The sequence below is a fragment of the Bartonella australis AUST/NH1 genome (assembly GCF_000341355.1).
GTDB lineage: Bacteria > Pseudomonadota > Alphaproteobacteria > Rhizobiales > Rhizobiaceae > Bartonella > Bartonella australis.
In genome coordinates this window covers 1,419,610-1,440,712 of the sequence record NC_020300.1, presented here as the reverse complement: position 1 = coordinate 1,440,712, position 21,103 = coordinate 1,419,610, and the positions used below count along the sequence as shown (strand labels likewise).

Below are 21,103 nucleotides of genomic sequence, written 5' to 3'. Positions count from 1 at the left end.
TATTTTAAAAATAAAGAGTATAAAATATATCTGAGTCAAAGTCGGAAATAATTTATATTTTGCAAGGCGGAGAAGGCAGAATAGGGAGCAAAGAGGCGGGGCTTTTTTTGTGTAAGTGGGGGATTTGAGTAGGTGCAATAGTCTGAAGAATCAGAAGTAAAGAGAGAGCAGAGATGAAGTTTCGCACGCTTGATGACGCTGATGTTGCTGGAAAACGCGTACTTGTGCGGGTAGATTTTAACGTTCCAATGTCACAAGGTGAGGTGTGCGATAAAACGCGCATCGAGCGGCACAAAGATACTCTTCTTGAGTTGCAAAGACGGGGCGCTAAACTTATTCTCCTCTCCCATTGTGGCCGCCCTAAAGGCCAGAGAGTTCCCGAATTGTCGTTGCGTCCAGTTGTTGGGGTTCTCGCCGAAATAATAGGCCAAAAAGTTTATTTTGCAGAAGATTGTATTGGGGCACCAGCTTGTGATGCAATTGAGAAATTGCAAGAGGGTGGGGTCCTTTTGCTTGAAAATATACGCTTCCACCCAGGTGAAGAAAAAAACGATCGCTTTTTTGCCGAAGCTTTAGCGCAACAGGGTGATCTTTATGTCAACGACGCATTTTCGGTTTCTCATCGCGCCCACACCTCGGTAGAGGCAATAACAGATTTATTGCCCTCTTACGCAGGACGTTCACTGCAACGTGAATTATGTGCTCTGAAAAAAGGACTCTGCACTCCAATGCGTCCCGTCATGGCCATTGTGGGAGGTGCTAAGGTTTCGAGTAAGCTTTTTGTCCTGAATCATCTGCTTGAAAAAGTTGACAGTTTGGTGATCGGCGGTGGCATGGCCAATAGTTTTTTGGCGGCGCAAGGCTACCGTGTCGGAAAATCATTCTGTGAGCACACGCTCGTTGAAACAACGAGAGAAATTATTGAAAAGGCGCGTCTTAGCCAATGTAAACTCCTTTTACCTTTGGATGCGATGGTTGGGTTCCGTTTTGAAAAAGAGACGCCACATCGTCTCTATGATATTGGATCACTTCCTGAAGAAGGGATGATTTTGGATATTGGTACGCGTTCCATCGCTCATATTAATGCGGCAATTGATACGGCAGCGACCCTGGTCTGGAATGGACCGCTTGGTGTTTTCGAGATGCCTCCTTTTGATCGAGGGACGGTTGCTGTTGCACGCCACGCAGCGGAGCGCAGTAAGCGGGGTCAATTAACGTCGATTGCCGGTGGAGGAGATACGGTTTTTGCGCTGAATCACGCAGGTGTTGCCCGTGATTTTACTTATCTTTCAACCGCAGGTGGGGCTTTTTTAGAGTGGATGGAGGGTAAGGTTCTTCCCGGCGTTCTCGCTTTAATACGGGCTTGAAGGAGAGTAAAGTTTTTTAGGGATAAAGAAAAAGGTTCTTCCTCGCATTTTTGCTTTCATGTAAGGTCGGGGCATAAGGGGGGGTGAATTATGTGGGTGAGTCGCCTATTTATGGAAATTGAGCCAAAAAAGAGGAACTTTTTATGAATAAATGTCTTGAAGATAGAGCGCTTTCTTTGGTCAGAGCGGGTAAAGGTATTTTAGCAGCCGATGAAAGTACCGCTACGATTGGAAAGCGTTTTGAGACTATCGGTTTAGAATCAAGTGAGGATAATCGTCGCGCTTATCGTGAAATGCTTTTCACAACAAAAGAAGCCATGGAGCGCGCCATTTCTGGCGTCATTTTGTTTGATGAAACCATTCGTCAAAAAGCGTCAACTGGCTCAATGTTGACAGATCTCATTCGTGATGCGGGTGCTTTGCCGGGAATTAAAGTTGATACAGGTGCTAAGCCATTGTCGGCTTTTGCTCATGAAACGATCACAGAAGGTTTGGATGGTCTTCGTGAGCGCTTGAAAGAGTATGATGCTTTAGGCGCGTGTTTTGCTAAATGGCGTGCAGTTATCGCGATCGATGAACATTCTTTACCGACGAGAGGTGCCATACGCCAGAATGCGCAAGCTTTAGCACGTTATGCTGCTTTGTGTCAGGAAGTTGGTCTTGTACCAATTGTAGAGCCGGAAGTGTTGATGGATGGTCAATCGCGCCGGCATTCAATAACACGTTGCTTTGATGTCACGCAGGCCGTCTTAAAAATAGTTTTTGAAGAATTATTTGAGGCACGCGTCATTTTAGAAGGTATGATTTTGAAACCCAATATGGTGATTGATGGAAAAGATGCGCGCCACGCTTCTGTTGAAGAAGTAGCTGAAAAAACGGTTCGTGTTCTTAAACAGACTGTTCCTTCTGCTGTTCCAGGGATCGCTTTCCTTTCAGGGGGGCAGTCTGATGAAGAAGCAACCGCCCATTTATCAGCTATGAATGCCTTAGGTTCGTTTCCTTGGAAATTAACTTTTTCTTACGGACGTGCACTACAAGCAGCCGCTTTGAAAGCGTGGGGAGGGAAAAAAGAGAATATTGCTTCTGCACAAAAAGCTTTTTGTCACCGCGCGCGGATGAACCATCTAGCGGCCTTAGGGCAATGGACAAAAGAGCAAGAAAAATCCCCCAGTTAAACAAAGGCGAATTTTGTGCACTCCCTCTGCCTCTATCATGATAATAAGCGGCGGGGGGTTGCTGCAGGAGGCGCTCATTATATGAGGGTGCCGCGGGTACACAGTCGGAGGTGCCAAAAATCCACCAGAGCACGGGGACCTAAAGGAGGCATTTATTTGCTCTGACGGACGGTTCGCTCTGGATCGCTAGGGCTTTTCGCCTGCATCACGATATTAATTTACCCACTACGCACAGTTCTCCTTTATTGAGTACTGAGCAAGGGCGACCAAGCCGGGTCAGAGGCGTCGTTGGGGGTAGGTAATTGGCGTTCATTGCGTCCAGTAATATCAATCGTATAAATTTTAGGCCCCATACCCGGCTCTTGACGGAAAAACATTAACACACGGCCATTAGGAGCCCATGTAGGGCCCTCATTATGAAAACCCGTGGTCAAAATTCGTTCTCCCCGCCCATCGGGGTGCATAACACCGATAGAAAATTGCCCCTTATATTGTTTTGTGAAAGCAATATAATCACCGCGCGGCGACCAAATAGGTGTGGCATAGCTCCCTTCATTCAAAGAAATACGCTGGAGATTACCCCCGTCCGTATCCATTTTATAAATTTGTGGCTTTCCGCCGCGGTCTGATGAAAAAACAATTTGCTTACCGTCTGGCGAATAAGAGGCTGATGTATCAATAGCTTGAGTTGTCGTTAAGCGCGTCATGGTCCGCGTGCGCAAGTCCATAGTGTAAAGATTCACACTCCCATTATGTTGCAACAAACTCATAATCACTTTTTGACCATCAGGCGAAAAACGCGGGGCAATCGTCATATTGTCAAAGGCACCTATCAATTCCCTTTGTCCCATTTCAATTTGCTGAAGATAAACATGAGGTGTTTTATTGTGTCCATAAGCCATATAGGTAATTTCTTGCCGCTTAGGTGAAAAGCGCGGCGTTAAAACCAATTCACTTCCGTCGGAAAGATAGATAAGATTTGCCCCATCTTGATCCATAATTGCTAAACGTTTAGTGCGCGCGTCGTACGGGCCTGTTTCATCTATGAAAACAATGCGTGTATCAAAATAGCCACTTTCGCCCGTCATTTTACTATAAATTTCATCTGAGATCATATGTGCAACACGCCGCCAGCGTTCTGTTGCTGTATAAAATCGGCGTCCTTTAATTTGTTGACCACTAAAGACATCCCATAGACGAAAATCAACTCTGAGTCGCCCGTCGGTTTCTCTGATGATTTGCCCAGCCACCAATCCTTGTGCATTTATTTTTTGCCAATCGGAAAAGCGCGGTTGGCTATTAATATTGGTAATTTGTTCAAGAAAAGACTCTTTGCTAAGTGGTGAAAAAAGCCCCGACCGTTCAAGATCTGCGGTGACCACCGCGGTAATCTTTTGTCCCAGCGAATCGTTAGAAATAAAATTCGTAATTGCGATTTGTATAGGGTTAAAATCAGCGCCCGCAATGGTTCCTTTTAACTGTGCATGGGCCGATAAATTCGAAAGCCACAAACTTACGGCGACGATAAACCAAGAAAAAACGCTGCGTTTTGCGGTAGTCATAACGGGGTGTATCCTTTCATTTTCACTAAAAGAGAAAATATATTCTTTATGGTGCCATTCCTCGAAGGGGATCAACATTAAAATCAAAACCTTGCCCCCATAAATCATACTGATCACGCGGGAGGTCTGCGTAAGGTTGGCACGAAAAAACGGCCGCATATACTTGCCGCATCATTATAGCTTGCTGATTTTCTTCACCACTAAATGGTTTAATCACCGGCTCCCCCACGACCATCCCTCTACGGTCTAAGTAAAACTGCAAATGCACAATCGGACGATTGTCTAAATTTCCACCAATGGCAACAAGTTTAAGCTTTTTTTGTATGCATGCGCCAGCGATATTTACTAATGTTTGTGCCATTTTTGCGGTATCACCGACGTTTTTTTGTGGGCCTAAAGCTTCCGGCTTATTGGAGCGCTTCGCGCCCCCTCCTTGAGTGCGCGTACGATTCAAAAGATTTTTTTCTTCTCTCACTAAAATATCTTCAATTGTCAGTTCTCCCTGTTTCTTAGGAGTTTTTGCGTCTTGGGAGGCGGATTGCTTAGCCGGTTTGGGTTTGAGATGTGGGAGAGGCGTTTTTTCTGGTAGCTCAATTTTTTCGGGCGATTCACGATTCTCTATTTTCTTAACAGGTACGGCAGGTGCTGGTGGTTCCGCTTCTTTAGTAGTTTCCGGCACCAATGGCGCGACCGACTCTGGTTCTTGAACGGGCGTCATTGGCACCTGCGGTGCCGCTGGATCTGGTTCTTTCGGCGGGATTATGGCCTCATTTTCGGTTATTTGAGGAGATGTTTCTGGTTCCAGCAATTCTTGTTCTTTGAGCGGTGGTACAAGGGCCTTCAGTGTGTCCTCTTCTTCTCCAGAGGGTGGGACTGTTGCATCAATATGCTGCAGTTTTTCCTTTGGATTGAGCGGAGATAAATTATCGATTGTCTCGTCACCAATATGGCGAGCATCTTCTTCGTCTTGCGGTTTCATGGTCGGTCGTGGTGCCGGATTTTCGCGAAGAGGAGCGTTTAATGATCCTTGTTGAAAGGAAAGCTCTTGGTCCAGGGGAGCCAAGGTAACGGAGATAGCTTCCAACTGTTGTTGCGGTAAAGGAACAGAATTAATAAAATGCACGCTCCCCCAACTAAGAAGAATTACGTGCGCGGCAAGCGACAAAATCAGGCTCCATTTTGTATTATGATGAAGATCTTTGTTCATCCCTATGCCTTGCTTTTTCCATTTTGGTAATTGCTCACGGTTATTGCGCGCGTTATACGATATTTATAATAGGTTTTATTGCGCCAAACTGGCTAAAGCAACTTGCGAAAAACCAGCTTTCTGAATATCAGCTAACAGCTGTAGAACTTGTTGATATTCAACAGTTTTAGCGGCGCGCACAAAAATACGTTGATCTTTTTGTGCAGGGCCGTTCTTCAATTGAGCTTTGAGCTTTGCAATGAGAGCTTCAGATGTATCATAATAATCATGATTAATGGCTAAGCGCCCTTTTTCGTCAAGTGAAACCGTTAGCGGGGGGGTATTGGCTTGCACCGGCCCTGCTTGACTACGAGGCAGATCAAGAGGGACTCCGTTTACTAGAAGCGGGGCAGATACCATGAAAATAATCAACAAGACAAGCATGACATCAACGAAAGGCGTCACATTAATTTCACTCATCAAGCAGCCGTGCGCACGCCGCCGCCTACGTGTATTTTTTTGAGGAGAAGGAGCAACAGAAAGCGCCATGATTTCGCTCCTTATAAAGGTAAATCAGATGTTATGGTTTCATCAATGCGCCGCAATATAATTGTCGAAAATTCATCAGCAAACCCTTCTATTTTCGCTATTATTTGCGCACTTTCATGCGTTAATTTGTTATAGGCGATAACCGCAGGAATTGCCGCAAATAAGCCGATTGCAGTAGCTAGAAGCGCTTCTGCGATCCCTGGTGCGACAACCGCGAGCGATGTATTTTGAGATGCGGAAATAGAAAGAAATGAATTCATAATACCAACAACTGTTCCGAATAGACCAACGAAAGGGGCCGCTGACCCAAGAGTAGCTAAAAATCCTAATCTTGACTCTATTTTTGTGCTTTCACGCGCTAAAGCGAGATCCATAGCTTTATCAATTCTCGTTTGTAAATTCAGGGACGGTTGCTTCCCTTTTACGAATGATTTTTTCCATTCTGTCATCGCTGCTATAAAAACTGCGGATATACCGTCTACACGCCGACTTTTATAAACAGTGTAAAGTTCCTCCAATGGCCTTCCCGACCAAAAAATACGCTCAAAGCGTTTTATGTCACTCCGCATGCGCCGGTATGCTAATATTTTATCGATAATGATCGTCCAACTCCATACAGAAGAAAACAGCAGCCCAATCATGACAACTTTCACAACCCAATTGGCCTGCATAAACAAGCTTAATATGCCAAAAGTTTCGGGATTCGTAAATTCTATTTGCGACACGACCGCCCCCTTTTTAAACGGAAGACTGACTTATTAAACGGAAGACTGACTCAAAATACGCAATAAAGCATATTGTTTTACAGTTTCTAAATTCAACGAAACAAAATAAAATTTATTAACAAAGAATTATTTCGGAAAAAGAAACTTCGATAAATGTCTCCGTCTCTACTGCTCTGTCGGAGATTGTGCAGAAAATAAACCTTTGGGGAGACGTCGTGGCTTCCCTTCTTGGTTAATAATAGCAATTTCAACTTTCGCACTCACCAAAATTACGTCATCGCGCATAATACATTGCTCTATAATAAGGCGTGCGCCCTGAATATGGCCAATTCGCGTTTTAATCACCAAAAGGTCATCAATTTGCGCAGGTCGTGAAAAATTAATTTCCATATGCCGAACGACAAAAAATAATTTTTCACCCTGCGCTCCCGATGCTAATTCTATATTATTGACGCCCGTATCTCTCAAAAATTCTGAGCGGCCTCGTTCAAAAAATTCTAGATAGCGTGCGTGGTAAACAACACCAGAAAAGTCCGTATCAGCGACGTAAACTCGTGCTTGAAGATCGTGAAAAGGGTTTGTGCAAACGTCACTGAGATGCGCTATTTTAGTCATCTCTTTCCTCCCATAAAGAAATTTGTACCGATGTGTTAACTTGTTTCCCGCCCACTTTAGAGAGCTTTTGTGGTGAAATCGTGGAAGGAGGCGCGCAAAGTCCTAAATGTGTCCAAGCTTTTTCTGTGATAATCCGTCCGCGCGCTGTTCGTTGAATAAAACCTTGTTGTAAGAGATAAGGCTCAATAATGTCTTCAATGGCATCACGCGGTTCTGAAAGAGCTGCGGCGATTGTTTCAATCCCTACCGGGCCGCCTAAAAAAGTTTCTGCAATAAGGATCAAATAACGGCGGTCAAGCGGATCAAGGCCAAGGGAATCGACTTCGAGTCGAGAAAGTGCTTCATCAGCGGTAGCCTGATCAATTTTTCCTGCACGTTTGATAAGAGCAAAATCACAAACCCGACGTAAAAGCCGGCCTGCAATCCGCGGGGTTCCCCGTGCGCGGCGCGCAATCTCGCGGGCACCGTCATCATTAATCTGCACTGAAAAAAGGCGAGCATTGCGCTGAACGATATATTCTAATTCTTCTATAGTGTAAAAATTTAAACGAATTGGTATGCCAAAGCGATCCCGTAATGGGGTGGTCAATAAGCCTAAACGCGTTGTTGCAGCGACTAAAGTGAATTTGGCTAAGTCAATTTTAACGGAACGCGCAGCAGGCCCTTCGCCAATGATTAAATCAAGCTGATAATCTTCCATCGCTGGATAAAGAATTTCTTCAATTGCTGGATTTAAACGGTGAATTTCATCAATAAAAAGAACATCGCGTTCTTCAAGATTGGTTAAAAGGGCGGCCAAATCTCCAGCTTTTGCAATGACTGGCCCCGATGTGGAACGAAAATTAACCCCTAATTCTTTAGCCATAATTTGCGAAAGGGTTGTTTTTCCTAAGCCGGGAGGGCCTACAAATAAAACATGATCGAGAGCTTCTTGGCGCGTTTTCGCAGCCTCAATGAATATTTTTAAATTTGCGCGTGCTGCCTCTTGGCCGATAAAATCATTAAGTGTCTGCGGTCTTAAAGAACGGTCCGGATCTTCAGGAAGGGGAACAGCATCAAGCAGGCGTCGATTCTCATCTTTGTTCATTGTTACCTTACGTTAAGCGGGAGGGAAAGCAATTTGAGGCTATGGCGAATGAGAAGGGCTGAAGAAATAGTTTCTCCTTCAAGGTCATTCATCGCTGAAGTTAAAGCATTAACTGCTTGGTCACGTTCAAAACCAAGCTTGATTAAGGCCGATAATGCATCATCGACTGGTTGATTAGCTGCTTCTGAGTGGGAATTTAAAGCAGGGGGGAAGACTCTTTTGATATGTTCGCTAAAGGGAAGCGTCTTGCTTTTGAGTTCACCGACAATTCTTTCGCTAACTTTTTTGCCAACTCCGGGAGCGCGACTGATCATGGCCGTATCATTGAGTGTAATTGCTTGTGTCAGTTCATTGGGCGATAAAATACCCAAAATGGCTAAGGCAACTTTTGCACCTACTCCTGGCACATTTTGCAAAAGACAAAACCAATCTTGTTCAGCTTTTGTTGTAAATCCAAAAAGACGAATTGCGTCTTCACGAACATGTGTTTCAATGAACAAACTTAAACTTTCGCCGAGAGTTGGTAAAGAAGGACGCAGCCGGTTTGAAATAAAAACGACATATCCTACGCCATGCACATCGAGAATAATATGGTCGTCGAAAATGTCTTCAAGGATCCCCTTCAATTTGCCAATCATGCGCAGGCCTTTAAGCGACGAGATAAGCCGGTGCGGTGGGTGCTATGGCAGAGTGCAAGCGCGAGCGCATCGGCGGCGTCACTGCTGTCAAATTTAGCTTGCGGAAGGAGGACTTTCACCATCATATGGATTTGCTCTTTGGCGCCGTGGCCGACACCGATGACCGACTTTTTAACTTTATTCGGTGCATATTCGGAAACAGGGAGACCTTTTTGAGCTGGAGCGAGGAGTGCAATGGCGCGCGCTTGACCAAGTTTTAAAGTGGCCGTGGCATCTTTGTTAACGAACACATGCTCAATGGCTGCTTCGTGGGGCATAAATTGGTGCAGGACAGCTAAAAGCCCTTCATGGAGCTGGCAAAGTCTGGAAGCGAGGTCACGCTGTGCATCGGAGTGGAGCGTTCCCGCTCCGACAAAGCGGAGCTGATTGCCTAATAGGTCGACGACCCCCCATCCTGTCCGCCGTAGCCCAGGATCAATACCTATAATACGAATCGTCTCTGCCATAGGGCCCAGTTTATGCTATTTTTATATGCTTGAATAGAGGGAATAGGAAAAGAACATAAGAAGAACATATCAAGGTAAACAAAATTTAAAAAATGTTAGGGAAGGCTTGAAGTTGAGTTTGAAAATAGCGTCTATATCGCGCGCTTATGCAGAGAAAGGGTTAAGAAAGGATTGGGTCTGAGCTTGAAAAGTAACAGCTGTAGCCGCATTTAGTATGCAGGGAGAAACGAGCGTTGCTTGTTAAGACTTTATTGAGGAAAGGAAGACGCTCAAAATTCATTGAGGGCGCTGGAAAATCGTGTTCAAGAGCGCAATTTGTTTGTTAACCGGGTTATTGTTTTTGACAATTTGAGACAGATCTTGCCTTCCATCATGGCTCACGTGGCGCATCCGCTCTTCTAGACGCAGCGACTGAGCTACAAAGCAGCGGAAAATCTCTGGTAATTCTTCCCAGTAAGTTGTCTCTAGCTCTAAGGACGGTGTATGAAGAGAGACTTTCGCACTCTCTTGCTTAATTTGTTCGGGCGACATTTCTCCTTCACGTTCCGCACGAAGGAGTAAAAGCCGCGAAGCGACTTGCATAAGCCGCGTGCTCAAATATACAGCTTCCTTTGCGTAAAGAGCCGAGATTTCCGCCGGAAGAGAACGAGCAATTATTTTGCCCTCTGTATCAATATAAGTCGCCGTTTCTTCAATCAGAGTCATTGTCTCTTCATAAAGACGGTCAAAAATACTTTCAAAAGCATCGTGCTCGATCATGACAATAGGTTTATCATGGGGACGTTCATGTGCACTCACGCTCTTACACTCCCGTACCAAGATAGAAACTATGACAACCAATAAACACAAAGTTGAGCAGTTTTTTCATCATTCCCTAGAATAGCTTCTTTAAGATTATCGCGCAACGCGCTTTTTGTATTAAGGATAACGGGCCTTATACCAAGAATACTTTACCTCGCAACGGTGCTCTGAATTTATTGACGCTCAAAAAATAACAGGCGACGATATCCCACGAATTTTCGCAATGATAGCGATGACGGATTGTATAGCGATGCCGCTCACAATCAAGAGAGCGTCTGAAAAAAAATATATTTGTCGTTACTGTTTTATAAATTTATCCGAGCATCTACAAAAATGGTGTCGGTTGCAAAAACATAAGTCATATTTCCCTCATAATCTTCTAAAAGTGCCTTTTTGATACGTGAAACAGTCTACGAAGCCGCGGTAAACAGAAAATTGGGGGTGGTGAAGCTAAAATATGAAAGAGGTGAGATAAGCTCAGAAAATTTTTATTAAAGTCGATGAACAGTGAGGATCCAGGAAGCCACCTAAGCACCCCCCCCCGCAAGTTAAAGTAAACCCCGTAAAGAGAGTGATGTAACCGACCAATAAAATCAATAAAAGAGATTGAGAATCGGTTTTTTGTTATTGTTTGAGAGATAAAGCACTTATGAGCGTTCGGTAACAAAAAGAAATTGCCACGACAAAGGGCCCAAAAACCGCTGCCCCGATAATGAGTAAGAAGGATAAGAAATCCTATAAGGGTTGCAAGAAAGTTAAACCATGAAGGAGAGCGCAAGAGGGCACCTTTTATATTTATGATTTATGGTCAAGGCGCAGTACAAAAAGAGCAGAAATCGTAAGAGTCATATAAAGTGGGAAAATATTATGACAGCCTAATTGATTAACTAAAGCTTAATATACACAGATGCGGTAAAAAGTTGTGCCAGGAATAAGCTGAGAGTGTTCACTTGATAAAAGGTGCTCGGAGTGCCAAAGCAAAAAGGCGCTAAAAAAGCTCAAAACTGTAAAGATGACGAGAAATTGTACTTTATAAAGCCGGAAAATTTGCTGTTGCAGTTTGTGTGCAACGTAAATAAAGCCCGCTTTATATCAGCGGGCATTCAAGTTAAGATTGAAAAAATATCTGAAAGTAAAACGAATATTTCGGTTGAATCAGAAAAATCAAAATTTTTATGCGTTATATGTTCGTAAAATATTCTAGGAATATGGTTGATGAAAATCGTCAACAGCGCTAAAGAACGTAAAATGTCTATGTGTATATTACGGTAGGAAAGGGAGATGTCGTGATCGGGAACACTATTGTGTGCCGTAAACGGACCTTTACAAGAAACAAAGGCTATCAGTTGCTTTTGGCAAGTTATATTCATACAATAAAACTTTATTTTGGTGCGCAGGGGTTACTGTATGATAGAGCGAAAAAATAAATCGACAGAGCCATATCTTTCCCCCCAATTGGTTTTAGCCTTGGATATTCGCCGCGCTGTAGATCCCGCATTTTTGCGTAAGATGTTGCTTAAAAAACCTTTTGCTTGCGTGATCATTTACGATTCGCAAGGTCCACAAAGCGACGAAGTTTTTTTGCAAAATAGTGCCCGATTATACGCTGACGATATTCAAAACAGTGGGGCTGCTCTTCTCATCGCTGATAATAGCCGTATTGCAGGCCGAATAAAGGCTGATGGTGTGCATCTGGAAGGGGACCTTGACGCTCTGAAAAGCCTTAATAAGCAGAAAAAAGAACAAAAAATAGTCGGTGTTGGGAATTTGCGTAACCGCCATTGTGCTATGAGCGTTGCTGAAAATGGAGCTGATTATCTGCTGTTCGGAAAATTAGGCGCTGACAAAAAACCACATGCTCATCCTCGAAATATTCAGTTAGCGCAATGGTGGGCAGAAATTATGGAAATTCCTGCTCTTATCCAAGCAGGGAGTGATCCTATTACTTTTGAGGAAAGCTTAAAAACAACATGTGAATTCATTGTTGTTGAAGAAATGATTTTCGCTCATGACGACCCTTTAGAGGTTCTCGATAAAGTGAAAAAGAAATGTGAAAATTATTCCCTCCCTACGGGGATGTAATCTTTATGGCAAAGGAGAGGCACGGTCTTCATGCTAAGCGGGGGTATAATTCTTCATGATAAATAGGGATGCAACCTTTTACGGTATAAGCTGGGGTACGGCCTTTTATAATAAGCGGGGGTATAATTTTCATGGTGAATAGAGGTGTGATCTTCATGGTAAAAAGAGTCATTTATGCGCTAGCTTTGATGACAATTTGGTCTTCGACAGTGGCTGCAAATCAAATTGAGGCTGCCGATGAGGCATCAGACGCTTCCAAATGTACAGTGCGCGCTGTTCAAGATTTTGTGAAAAACGAGAAGGTTCGGAAATCTTTCCATGTTTTAGAAGCTGGGCAGTATGATGAAGCTTATGATTATTATGTCCGAGGGCGTTATCTAAGGGCTTTTTATACTGCGCTCGAACGTGCTGAACTCAATGACCCAATCGCACAGACTTTGGTTGCACGGATATATGTGGAAGGATATGCTGTTCCAATGAACGGGGAGTGTGCGGCTTTTTGGTTTCAGCGTGCGGCGGAACAAGGCGAACCACAAGCACAACTGCGCTACGGGCTTATGTTGTTTAACGGTGATTTTGTAACAAAGGATCAAAAACGAGCGGAAGAGTTTATTCGAAAAGCCGCTGAAGCTGGCGTTAAAGAAGCTCAATTTTATTATGGGGAGCTGCTCCTTCATAAAGCTTTACAGAAAGAGCGGGAGCTCGCAGGGGTTTCTTCGCAAAATATCGAAAGTGAAGCCATGGATCAGGCTTTAGTCTGGTTCTTGAAAGGTGCAGCTCTTGGAGATTCTGAGGCCGCTTTCGCGGCAGCAAAAATTCTTGCTTCGGGAACTTTAACAATGCCCAAAGATTACGATAACGCACGAAAATTGATCGAAATGGCAGCTGATAATAACAATGTAATGGCGCAAATCATTTTGTCCCAATGGCTTGTTCAAGGCCGTGGAGGAGATACCGATTTTCACCGCGCTTTTTATTTACTCTCTGATAATGCAATTAAAATGGTTGTGCCAGCACAAATCGCTTTGGCAAGACTTTATCGTGATGGGATCGGAACAACAGGTGATACCGTAATGGCGGCTGCTTGGTATATGGTTGCAAAGCGGGCAAAAGCACAGGCCCAGGATCTTGAAACGATGTTGGAAGGGATGGGCGAAACTCAATTGAAGGAAGCGCGTGAGAAAGCGCGACGATTCATATCTGCTCACTAAAAGGTGCCCTCATCAAAAAAGGTTGCGTTCTTTTTGAGCGTATTAATCCGTCTATGTTAAGTTTCGGAAAAATTTTCAAAGCGCGCGCAGCGAGGATGCTTTTATAGTCTTGCAGAGAGCCGATACGCTAAGCTATATGGTGGCCTGAAGTTTTTAAGGAGCTTGTGTTTGAGGTCCTTTTATAGTCTTACAGAAAACTGAAAGATTAAGGCGCATGCGACTCCTTTTATAGAAAGATTAGAAAATTTTTCTCTAAAAAGATGAAAAATAAGGATGTAGAGTTCTCTTTTGCAGAGATAAAAGTGGGTGTAGACTATGAAGATTAATGGTAATGAAATTCGGCCTGGAAATGTGATTGAACATCAAGGGGGCTTGTGGGTAGCTGTTAAATGTAATGCCGTAAAACCAGGGAAAGGGGGGGCCTTTAATCAGGTTGAAATGAAAAATGTGATCGATGGTACGAAACTTAATGAACGATTTCGTGCCGCCGAGACCGTTGAAAGAGTCCGACTTGAACAAAAGGACTTTACTTTCCTTTATCAACAAGGTGATGTTCTGGTTTTTATGGATTCGCATTCTTATGAACAGCTTGAGTTGCAAAAAGATTTTGTCGGCGATCGTGCCGCTTTCTTGCAAGACGGCATGACTGTGACCGTTGAGCTTTATCAAGAAAAACCGATTGGTATATCGCTTCCAGATCAAGTCGTTGTAACCATTGCTGAGGCTGATCCTGCCATTAAAGGGCAAACTGTTACATCATCTTATAAACCTGCCATTCTCGATAATGGTATCCGTATCCTCGTGCCGCCTTTCATGAATGCTGGCGAACGTATTATTGTTGATACTAATGAATTGATTTATTTGCGTCGCGCAAATGAAAAAGGATAAAATATGGCCCATTCTGCAATTATGAATGTTATGGTTCAAGCCGCCATTAAGGCCGGGCGGTCCTTAGTGCGCGATTATGGCGAGGTCCAAAATTTGCAAGTATCATTGAAAGGCCCAGCAAATTACGTCAGCCAAGCGGATCGTAAAGCAGAAAAAATTATTCTCTCTGAATTGGTCAAAGCACGGCCAAAATTTAGCTTTCTAACAGAAGAATCTGGAGAAATTATTGGTGAAGATTCTCAGCATCGTTTCATTATTGATCCTTTAGATGGAACAACAAATTTTTTGCACGGCATTCCTTTTTTCGCTGTTTCTGTCGCCTTAGAGCGTCAAGGACAGATCGTTGCTGGTGTGATTTATAATCCCGTTGCCGATGAGCTCTTTACCGCCGAGCGTGGAAAAGGTGCCTTCTTTAATGACCGGCGCTGCCGCGTGGCCGCACGGCGGAAATTGATAGATTGCGTCATTGTAACTGAAGCGCCTTATTTAGGACACTCAAATCATGGGCAATATCTCATTGAGTTGCGCAATATTATGGCAGAGGTTGCTGGTGTTCGCTGTTTAGGGGCAGCGGCTCTCGACTTGGCTTATGTTGCGGCTGGAAGAGCTGATGGATTGTGGGGAAATGATCTTCAAATTTGGGATATGGCAGCTGGAATATTGATGCTTCGCGAAGCAGGTGGTTTTGTCACTGATAGAGAAGGAGGAAATGATATTTTTGGTAAAAAAAATATCATCGCCGGTAATGAATTGATTCACGCTGAATTAAGAAAAACTCTCAAAAAAACTGTTTAAGACAGCAAAAATAACGAGCGTTACACGTCATTTGGTTCAATGATGCATCGAGAGATGTTGGCGCTCTCAGTACATTAGTGATTTAGAGATATTAATGCGCCGAGGATATGCCAGCGCTGTGGCAATTTAAGCCGTTAATAACGCTGGAGAGGACCTCATTTTTGTGAAAATTGCAGTTTGGCTAAACGCGCATAAAGCCCATTTTGTGCGATGAGTTCTGCGTGGGTCCCTTCTTCAACCAGAGAACCTCCATCCATCACGAGAATGCGATCTGCTTTTAAAACTGTCGCCAAACGGTGCGCAATAACCAACGTTGTGCGATTTTGCATAATCCCATCTAAAGCTTTTTGCACGAGATTTTCACTTTGAGCATCTAAGGCCGATGTCGCTTCATCCAGAAGCAATAAGGGCGCATTTCTCAAAATTGCTCGCGCAAGACCAATGCGCTGTCTTTGCCCACCAGAGAGCATGATACCGCGTTCTCCAACTTGAGTGTTAAAGCCGTCTGGCAACGCTTCGATAAATTCAAGCGCGTTGGCTGTTTGGGCTGCTGCTTCAATTTCTGTTTGACTGGCATTTTCGGCGCCAAAGGCAATATTGTCGCGTAATGTGCCGTCAAAAATAGCAACATCTTGCGGGACATACGCAATTGAGCGGCGTAAATCGTGAAGGGAAAGGCGGTTAATATCAACACCATCAAACAGGATATGGCCACTCATGGGGTCGTAAAAGCGGAGAATGAGAGAAAAAATAGTACTCTTTCCTGCACCTGAAGCGCCAACAAAAGCAACTGTTTCACCAGCTTTGACAGAGAAAGAAAGATTGTGCAAAATCTTTTCTTGTTGTCTAGAAGCATAAGTAAAATCAACTTGCTCAAAAGTAATCGCTCCTTGGACAGGCTGTGCTAATGGTAAAGGAAGCTTTGGCGATGAAATAAAAGGCTTTTCTTGCAATAATTCAGCAAGCCGTTCAGCTGCACCTGCTGCTTGCACTAATTCTGCGCCAACTTCTGATAATTGTGCAAAAGTTGCTGCTCCAAAAACTGCGTATAGGACGAATTGACCTAATGTACCGCCGGACATTGTGCCCTTCAAAACATCGTGTGATCCGATCCACAAAATTGCAACGACGCTGCTAAACACCAAGAAAATTGCAAAGCCTGTGAAAAAAGAGCGCAGAATAACGGAGGCGCGCGCCGTTTGAAATGCACGTTCAACTAGATCTGAAAAGCGTGCAGAAATAAATTTTTCAGCAGTAAAAGCTTGCACAGTGCGAATAGCGCTTATCTGTTCGGTTGCTAGGGCATTTGCGTCGGCTAGACGATCTTGTGCAGAGCGTGTGCGTGAGCGGACTTTACGCCCAAAGATAATCAGTGGAATAGATACAACAGGGATGGCAAGCAAGGCAAGCGCGGATAATTTAGCGTTTGTGATGACCATCATCACAATGGAACCGACCACCACAATCAGGTGACGCAAAGCGATAGAAGCTGTTGATCCTATGGCTAATTTTATCTGGGTCGTGTCTGTCAAAAGCCGTGAAGCAATTTCGCCAGAATGAGAATGATCGAAAAATGCCGGTGAAAATTTCATGATATGTGCGAAAACATCACGCCGTAAATCAGCAACTACTTGTTCACCTAATGTGATAACGCAATAATAGCGGGTGGCTGAAGCAAGCGCTAAAAGCAGCGCTAGAAAAAACAAAACACCAAAATAAAAATTGATTTTTCCGTGATTTGAAACTGTAAAACCGTGATCAAGCATTTGGCGAATGGCGACAGGTAAAGCCAGCGTGACAAAGGCCGCGACAAGCAAGGACAAAAAAGCGACAACGATAAGCCAACGGTAGCGGATAATGTAAGGCTTAAAACTTGAAAGCAAAGACACAGAACGCTTCCTGTCGCGCCTCTCTTTGGATTTCACGGAAGAGCTCAGCGGCTTTATAAGATGTTTTTTATTCATTTTATGATAATTCAACTTGATTGCTTAACGATGCCCGTCTGGTCGTTTTATTCCCCCCAGGGCTACGCTTCTTGGACACTTGTTTTTTAATGCACATTCAGCTATAACGCGGCCATAGTACGATCAGTTTATCAAAAAAACAATAGAGAACGCGCTTAAAATACAGTCAAAGGGGTGTTTCATTGTTTGAAAATAGAGGGTTTTCCGTATGAAGGCAAATATTCATCCCGATTATCATATGATTAAAGTCGTTATGACTGACGGAACCCACTATGCGACCCGTTCAACATGGGGAAAAGAGGGGGATACTCTTAGCTTAGATATTGATCCAAGAACCCACCCAGCGTGGATAGGCGGTTCTCAGACATTGGTCGATCGTGGCGGGCGTGTTTCCAAATTCAGAAATCGCTTTGGTAATCTCGGCATCTAAAATTTTGCTGATTAGATCCGCTGTCTCAAACAGCGGCCTTGGGTGTGCTCCATTGCCTAGGCAGGGCCTGTGAGCTTGTGCAGGCATATATTTGAAGCCGTATCCCAATCTGTGAAAAACTGAACCGGCACAAGAAGTTAATCGTGCAATGCGGCTATGAGAGTGGTGTTACGGTAACATAATTACCGTAACAGTGTAACCGCTTGAGAAGAAGCTATCCGCACCGCAACAACGGGGAAGTAGTGGCCCGAAGAGCGTCATATTCGCGTCCTCGTGGACAATTTTAGCTGTATTTTGTTTGCTCAATATACGCCCGCTGGGCAAAACAAACTTATCCGCTTTTTGTCTCTAACAGAGAGGTTTAGACGCTCCCGGTTAAAAATACCCGGAAGACTATAGGTGCATATTATAACGCAGCCGGTCGCGGTTATGCAGAAAGTTTTGCTAAAATTTCGTCACTGACATCAAAATTAGCATAAACATTTTGCACATCATCATCTTCTTCTAACGTTGCAATAAGGCGCAAAATTGATAGTGCTTTTTCTTCATCCACCGGTGCAAGGGTGGTTGCTTTCCAAACAGTATTAATCGATTCCGCTTCGCCAAGAGTGTCTTCAAGAATTTTCGAAACTTCGCCAATATCTTCAAAAGCACAAATAATGTGGTGGCCTGTTTCTTCGGATTGGACATCCTCGGCACCTGCTTCAATCGCGGCGTCCATAATGCTATCCGCAGTGCCTGCTTCGGGCTTATAAATAATTTCACCGATTCGGTTAAACATAAAACCCACCGAACCCGTTTCCCCTAAAGCACCACCCGATTTTGTAAAGGCCGCGCGCACATTAGAGGCTGTGCGGTTGCGGTTATCAGTCAATGCTTCAACAATAATCGCGACGCCTCCTGGGCCGTAACCTTCGTAGCGTACCTCATCATAATGCTCCACATCACCGCCTGAAGCTTTCTTAATGGCGCGTTCGATATTGTCCTTGGGCATCGATTGCGCTTTGGCGTTTTGCACAGCGAGCCTTAAACGCGGATTCATTGCCGGATCAGGAGAGCCTTGCTTCGCTGCAACCGTGATTTCGCGCGCGAGCTTAGAAAATATCTTCGAACGCACTGCATCTTGGCGCCCTTTACGGTGCATAATATTTTTAAATTGTGAATGGCCTGCCATGGCTTACCTTTCAGTTTGGATGACCAGACGCCTCTTTAGGTTAACGAAATGTACCACAGCGTAAGGTGAATAGACCCGATAAAATCTTTATAAGAAAATTCGCGTCAAAGGTAAAGATATTCTCGTAGTAATCATCACAGGATAGGTGTATCTTGTAGTGACTTGAAAATCGCGCTATAAACTATCAAAAAGCGTGATTTCATAGTAGAGACGGTTTCTTCTGTGTCCCGTTCAGTTAAAGCGGAGCGGGGGCGGTTGGCGGTTTAGGAAACAAAAGACTCTAGGGCTCTGGAAGATAAATGGCCTTAGAGCGGGCGGTAACCTGCCTCGATAAAGAGGCGAATAAGAGGATATTATAAAAATGGCAGCACAACTTTTGATGCCAAAAGCAACAGCGGTCTGGCTGGTTGATAATACAGCGCTTTCTTTCGATCAGATTGCGGAATTTTGTAAATTGCATGTGTTAGAAGTGAAAGCCATTGCTGACGGTGAAGCCGCCCACGGTATTAAAGGACTTGATCCAATTAGTTCCGGGCAATTAACACGCAGCGAGATCGCGCGCGCTGAGGCAGATCAAACAGTGCGCTTAAAAATTTCTCAATCAAAAGTGCATATCCCTGAAAAAAAACGAAAGGGTGCGCGCTATATCCCTCTCTCCCGGCGTCAAGATCGCCCGAATGGTACATTATGGTTGGTGTTGAATCACCCTGAATTGAAAGATGCACAAATTGCACGGTTAATCGGGACAACAAAAGCAACCATTGAGCAAATTCGCCACCGGACACATTGGAATAGTGCTAATTTAGCTCCCTTAGATCCCGTGGGGCTGGGCCTGTGTTCACAAATCGATTTAGATATTGAACTCCATCGCGCGGCAAAAAACCGCCCTGTGCCAGCTGAAGGGGACGGGACTTTACTTCCTGCGTCGGTTACAGAAAATGGCGTCTTTGACGAGGGCGAAGCTAAGCAAATTACCGATGAAAATTTAGACGCCAGCAAGGTTTTTGCCAAGCTGAATGCTCTTCAAAAAGAACCTCAAGGTGATTTATGAGGACAGGGACCTGTATGAGCAGGGCGGGGGCGACTTTGCTTCCCGCATGGGCCGTGGAGAATTGCGTTTTTAATGATGGTGAAGCAGGACAAAGCACGGCGAGAAGCTTAGATACCGGCGGGGCTTTTGCCAAGTGGATATCTCTGAGAGTTTCAAAATGATCTATAATACAAGGTTGGTTTAAGCTCTTAAGCTGGCCTCGTGAAGTTTCCTGCAGGGTAAAAATGCGGAGAAGAGGCACCTTGGGGATGCAAAAAATAGGGAATAAACAAGGAAAAAAGCTCTATATTAACTATAATCGTTTTTAAAGAGCTGCTAAAAAATTGCGCTATTTAATTTTGGTTCTAAACGACAGGAGAATTGGCACGTGGGCCCTATCCAAAATATTATCCGTCATCCATTTATAACCTTACTTTTTGTTTTATTGACCGCAGTTGGGTGCGCTAAAAAAAATACCGGCACCGCGGGTATGGGGGATTATTTTGATGCCGGATACGGTGCTGCATCATCGGGTTCAAAGCAGGAATTTATGGTCAATGTTGGAGATCGCGTTTTCTTTGAACTTGACTCTTCTTCTATTGAGCCGGACGCTCAGCGAATTTTAATGCGTCAAGCAGAATGGTTGCTTCGTTATCCTCGTTATTTTGTTACTATCGAAGGCCACGCTGATGAACGGGGTACACGCGAATATAATTTAGCTCTTGGGCAGCGCCGTGCTGTTGCAGTGCGTGATTATCTAGTTTCTTTAGGTGTTTCTGCACAGCGGATGCGGACAATTTCCTACGGAAAAGAAAGACCCGTGGCGATCTGCAATGCTCTTTCATGTTGGAACCAAAACCGGCGGGCTGTCACAACAGTAAGCACTGGAACCAATGATTAAAAATAGGCATGAAAGGTACCTGACTCATTAATCAAATTTACTGAGGGGCAAAAAACGCACCCGTAGGTAAAATAAAGTAATGAGCATTTTAAATTCCGCTTTTTGTGGCAAGTTTTAATTTTTTGCCCGAATTTTTGTCTATTTGCTCAAATTATCAGCGAGAGCGCTGACAGCGGCCTATTGTGCGAAAAAAATATAGTTTTATTTTTCCCCATTATATTTTAAACTAAAAAGGCTTTTCGGGGGCGTTGTCGACAAAATTCTGTGGATGGTAGGGCACTTTTAGTTGAAAGGATTTTATGAGAATAAAGTCTTGTAACGAGGGGCGGGGTTTTATCGCAAGTTGTGGCCTTGAATAAAATAGCTAGAGGGTGTTCTGCTGTTGGGTGCCCGGCTGATCGGGAAGGCCGTCTTTAT

21 protein-coding genes are annotated in these 21,103 nt (G+C 44.1%); 9 read left to right on the top strand and 12 right to left on the bottom strand.

From position 1 onward, the window contains the following. Nucleotides 1-173: 173 nt before the first annotated feature. Both BANH1_RS06290 and BANH1_RS06285 read left to right on the top strand, forming a co-directional pair. Nucleotides 174-1,367: a phosphoglycerate kinase gene (locus BANH1_RS06290; RefSeq protein WP_015398525.1), complete on the top strand. Its 1,194-nt coding sequence runs from the start codon at nt 174-176 to the stop codon at nt 1,365-1,367. A 143-nt stretch (nt 1,368-1,510) separates the two neighbouring features. Beyond that, entirely contained in the window at nt 1,511-2,542 is a 1,032-nt protein-coding gene (locus tag BANH1_RS06285) for a class I fructose-bisphosphate aldolase (RefSeq protein ID WP_015398524.1), read from the top strand. A gap of 242 nt (nt 2,543-2,784) precedes the next feature. Here BANH1_RS06285 and tolB read toward each other — a convergent pair whose 3' ends face one another. The 10 genes from tolB to opgC all read right to left on the bottom strand — a co-directional run bounded on the left by tolB (nt 2,785) and on the right by opgC (nt 11,581). Beyond that, nucleotides 2,785-4,104 carry a Tol-Pal system beta propeller repeat protein TolB gene (gene tolB / locus BANH1_RS06280; RefSeq protein WP_015398523.1) on the bottom strand — a complete coding sequence of 440 codons (1,320 nt, stop codon included), beginning with the start codon at nt 4,102-4,104 and terminating at the stop codon, nt 2,785-2,787. A gap of 46 nt (nt 4,105-4,150) precedes the next feature. Beyond that, nucleotides 4,151-5,311 (bottom strand): hypothetical protein, encoded by a 1,161-nt coding sequence (locus tag BANH1_RS06275; RefSeq protein WP_015398522.1) that lies wholly within the window; start codon nt 5,309-5,311, stop codon nt 4,151-4,153. A 75-nt stretch (nt 5,312-5,386) separates the two neighbouring features. Continuing rightward, nucleotides 5,387-5,839, bottom strand: coding sequence for a protein TolR (gene tolR / locus BANH1_RS06270; RefSeq protein WP_015398521.1), 453 nt, complete (start codon nt 5,837-5,839; stop codon nt 5,387-5,389). 11 nt (nt 5,840-5,850) lie between these two features. Then, the gene (tolQ, locus tag BANH1_RS06265) at nt 5,851-6,564 is read right to left on the bottom strand and encodes a protein TolQ (protein ID WP_015398520.1); all 714 of its coding nucleotides are present in this window, start codon (nt 6,562-6,564) and stop codon (nt 5,851-5,853) included. A gap of 165 nt (nt 6,565-6,729) precedes the next feature. Then, on the bottom strand, nt 6,730-7,179 hold the full coding sequence (gene ybgC / locus BANH1_RS06260; protein ID WP_015398519.1) for a tol-pal system-associated acyl-CoA thioesterase: 450 nt from the start codon (nt 7,177-7,179) through the stop codon (nt 6,730-6,732). After that, on the bottom strand, nt 7,172-8,266 hold the full coding sequence (gene ruvB / locus BANH1_RS06255; protein ID WP_015398518.1) for a Holliday junction branch migration DNA helicase RuvB: 1,095 nt from the start codon (nt 8,264-8,266) through the stop codon (nt 7,172-7,174). The genes ybgC and ruvB overlap by 8 nt, the downstream gene beginning before the upstream one ends. 2 nt (nt 8,267-8,268) lie before the next feature. Then, complete coding sequence (gene ruvA, locus BANH1_RS06250) at nt 8,269-8,904, bottom strand: Holliday junction branch migration protein RuvA (protein ID WP_015398517.1); 636 nt, start codon at nt 8,902-8,904, stop codon at nt 8,269-8,271. Next, nucleotides 8,901-9,410, bottom strand: a complete 510-nt coding sequence (gene ruvC, locus BANH1_RS06245) for a crossover junction endodeoxyribonuclease RuvC (RefSeq protein ID WP_015398516.1) — start codon at nt 9,408-9,410, stop codon at nt 8,901-8,903. The genes ruvA and ruvC overlap by 4 nt, the downstream gene beginning before the upstream one ends. 276 nt (nt 9,411-9,686) lie before the next feature. Then, a complete protein-coding gene (locus BANH1_RS06240) occupies nt 9,687-10,208 on the bottom strand; it encodes a DUF1465 family protein (protein ID WP_015398515.1) in 522 nt (173 codons plus the stop codon). Nucleotides 10,209-11,314: 1,106 nt separating this feature from the next. Then, nucleotides 11,315-11,581, bottom strand: coding sequence for an OpgC domain-containing protein (gene opgC / locus BANH1_RS07640; RefSeq protein WP_083878134.1), 267 nt, complete (start codon nt 11,579-11,581; stop codon nt 11,315-11,317). Between the two features lie 37 nt (nt 11,582-11,618). Between opgC and BANH1_RS06230 the strand changes: the two genes are divergently transcribed. The 4 genes from BANH1_RS06230 (at nt 11,619) to BANH1_RS06215 (ending at nt 15,187) form a co-directional block, all read left to right on the top strand. Then, nucleotides 11,619-12,293 carry a thiamine phosphate synthase gene (locus BANH1_RS06230; protein ID WP_015398514.1) on the top strand — a complete coding sequence of 225 codons (675 nt, stop codon included), beginning with the start codon at nt 11,619-11,621 and terminating at the stop codon, nt 12,291-12,293. A gap of 155 nt (nt 12,294-12,448) precedes the next feature. Continuing rightward, nucleotides 12,449-13,504 carry a tetratricopeptide repeat protein gene (locus BANH1_RS06225; RefSeq protein WP_015398513.1) on the top strand — a complete coding sequence of 352 codons (1,056 nt, stop codon included), beginning with the start codon at nt 12,449-12,451 and terminating at the stop codon, nt 13,502-13,504. Between the two features lie 315 nt (nt 13,505-13,819). Further along, the gene (efp, locus tag BANH1_RS06220; protein ID WP_015398512.1) at nt 13,820-14,392 is read left to right on the top strand and encodes an elongation factor P; all 573 of its coding nucleotides are present in this window, start codon (nt 13,820-13,822) and stop codon (nt 14,390-14,392) included. 3 nt (nt 14,393-14,395) lie between these two features. Then, nucleotides 14,396-15,187: an inositol monophosphatase family protein gene (locus BANH1_RS06215; RefSeq protein WP_015398511.1), complete on the top strand. Its 792-nt coding sequence runs from the start codon at nt 14,396-14,398 to the stop codon at nt 15,185-15,187. A gap of 155 nt (nt 15,188-15,342) precedes the next feature. On the opposite strand, the gene BANH1_RS06210 is transcribed toward BANH1_RS06215, so the two are convergent. Next, entirely contained in the window at nt 15,343-17,151 is a 1,809-nt protein-coding gene (locus tag BANH1_RS06210) for an ABC transporter transmembrane domain-containing protein (protein WP_015398510.1), read from the bottom strand. A 208-nt stretch (nt 17,152-17,359) separates the two neighbouring features. Here BANH1_RS06210 and rpmE point away from each other — a divergent pair, with 208 nt between their 5' ends. Continuing rightward, nucleotides 17,360-17,581 (top strand): 50S ribosomal protein L31, encoded by a 222-nt coding sequence (gene rpmE / locus BANH1_RS06205; protein ID WP_015398509.1) that lies wholly within the window; start codon nt 17,360-17,362, stop codon nt 17,579-17,581. A gap of 427 nt (nt 17,582-18,008) precedes the next feature. On the opposite strand, the gene BANH1_RS06200 is transcribed toward rpmE, so the two are convergent. Further along, a complete protein-coding gene (locus tag BANH1_RS06200; protein ID WP_015398508.1) occupies nt 18,009-18,755 on the bottom strand; it encodes a YebC/PmpR family DNA-binding transcriptional regulator in 747 nt (248 codons plus the stop codon). Between the two features lie 361 nt (nt 18,756-19,116). On the opposite strand from BANH1_RS06200, the gene BANH1_RS06195 reads away from it, so the two are divergent. Then, entirely contained in the window at nt 19,117-19,806 is a 690-nt protein-coding gene (locus tag BANH1_RS06195; RefSeq protein ID WP_015398507.1) for a DUF1013 domain-containing protein, read from the top strand. A gap of 367 nt (nt 19,807-20,173) precedes the next feature. Next, complete coding sequence (gene pal, locus BANH1_RS06190) at nt 20,174-20,686, top strand: peptidoglycan-associated lipoprotein Pal (RefSeq protein WP_015398506.1); 513 nt, start codon at nt 20,174-20,176, stop codon at nt 20,684-20,686. The last annotated feature ends 417 nt before the right edge of the window (nt 20,687-21,103 follow it).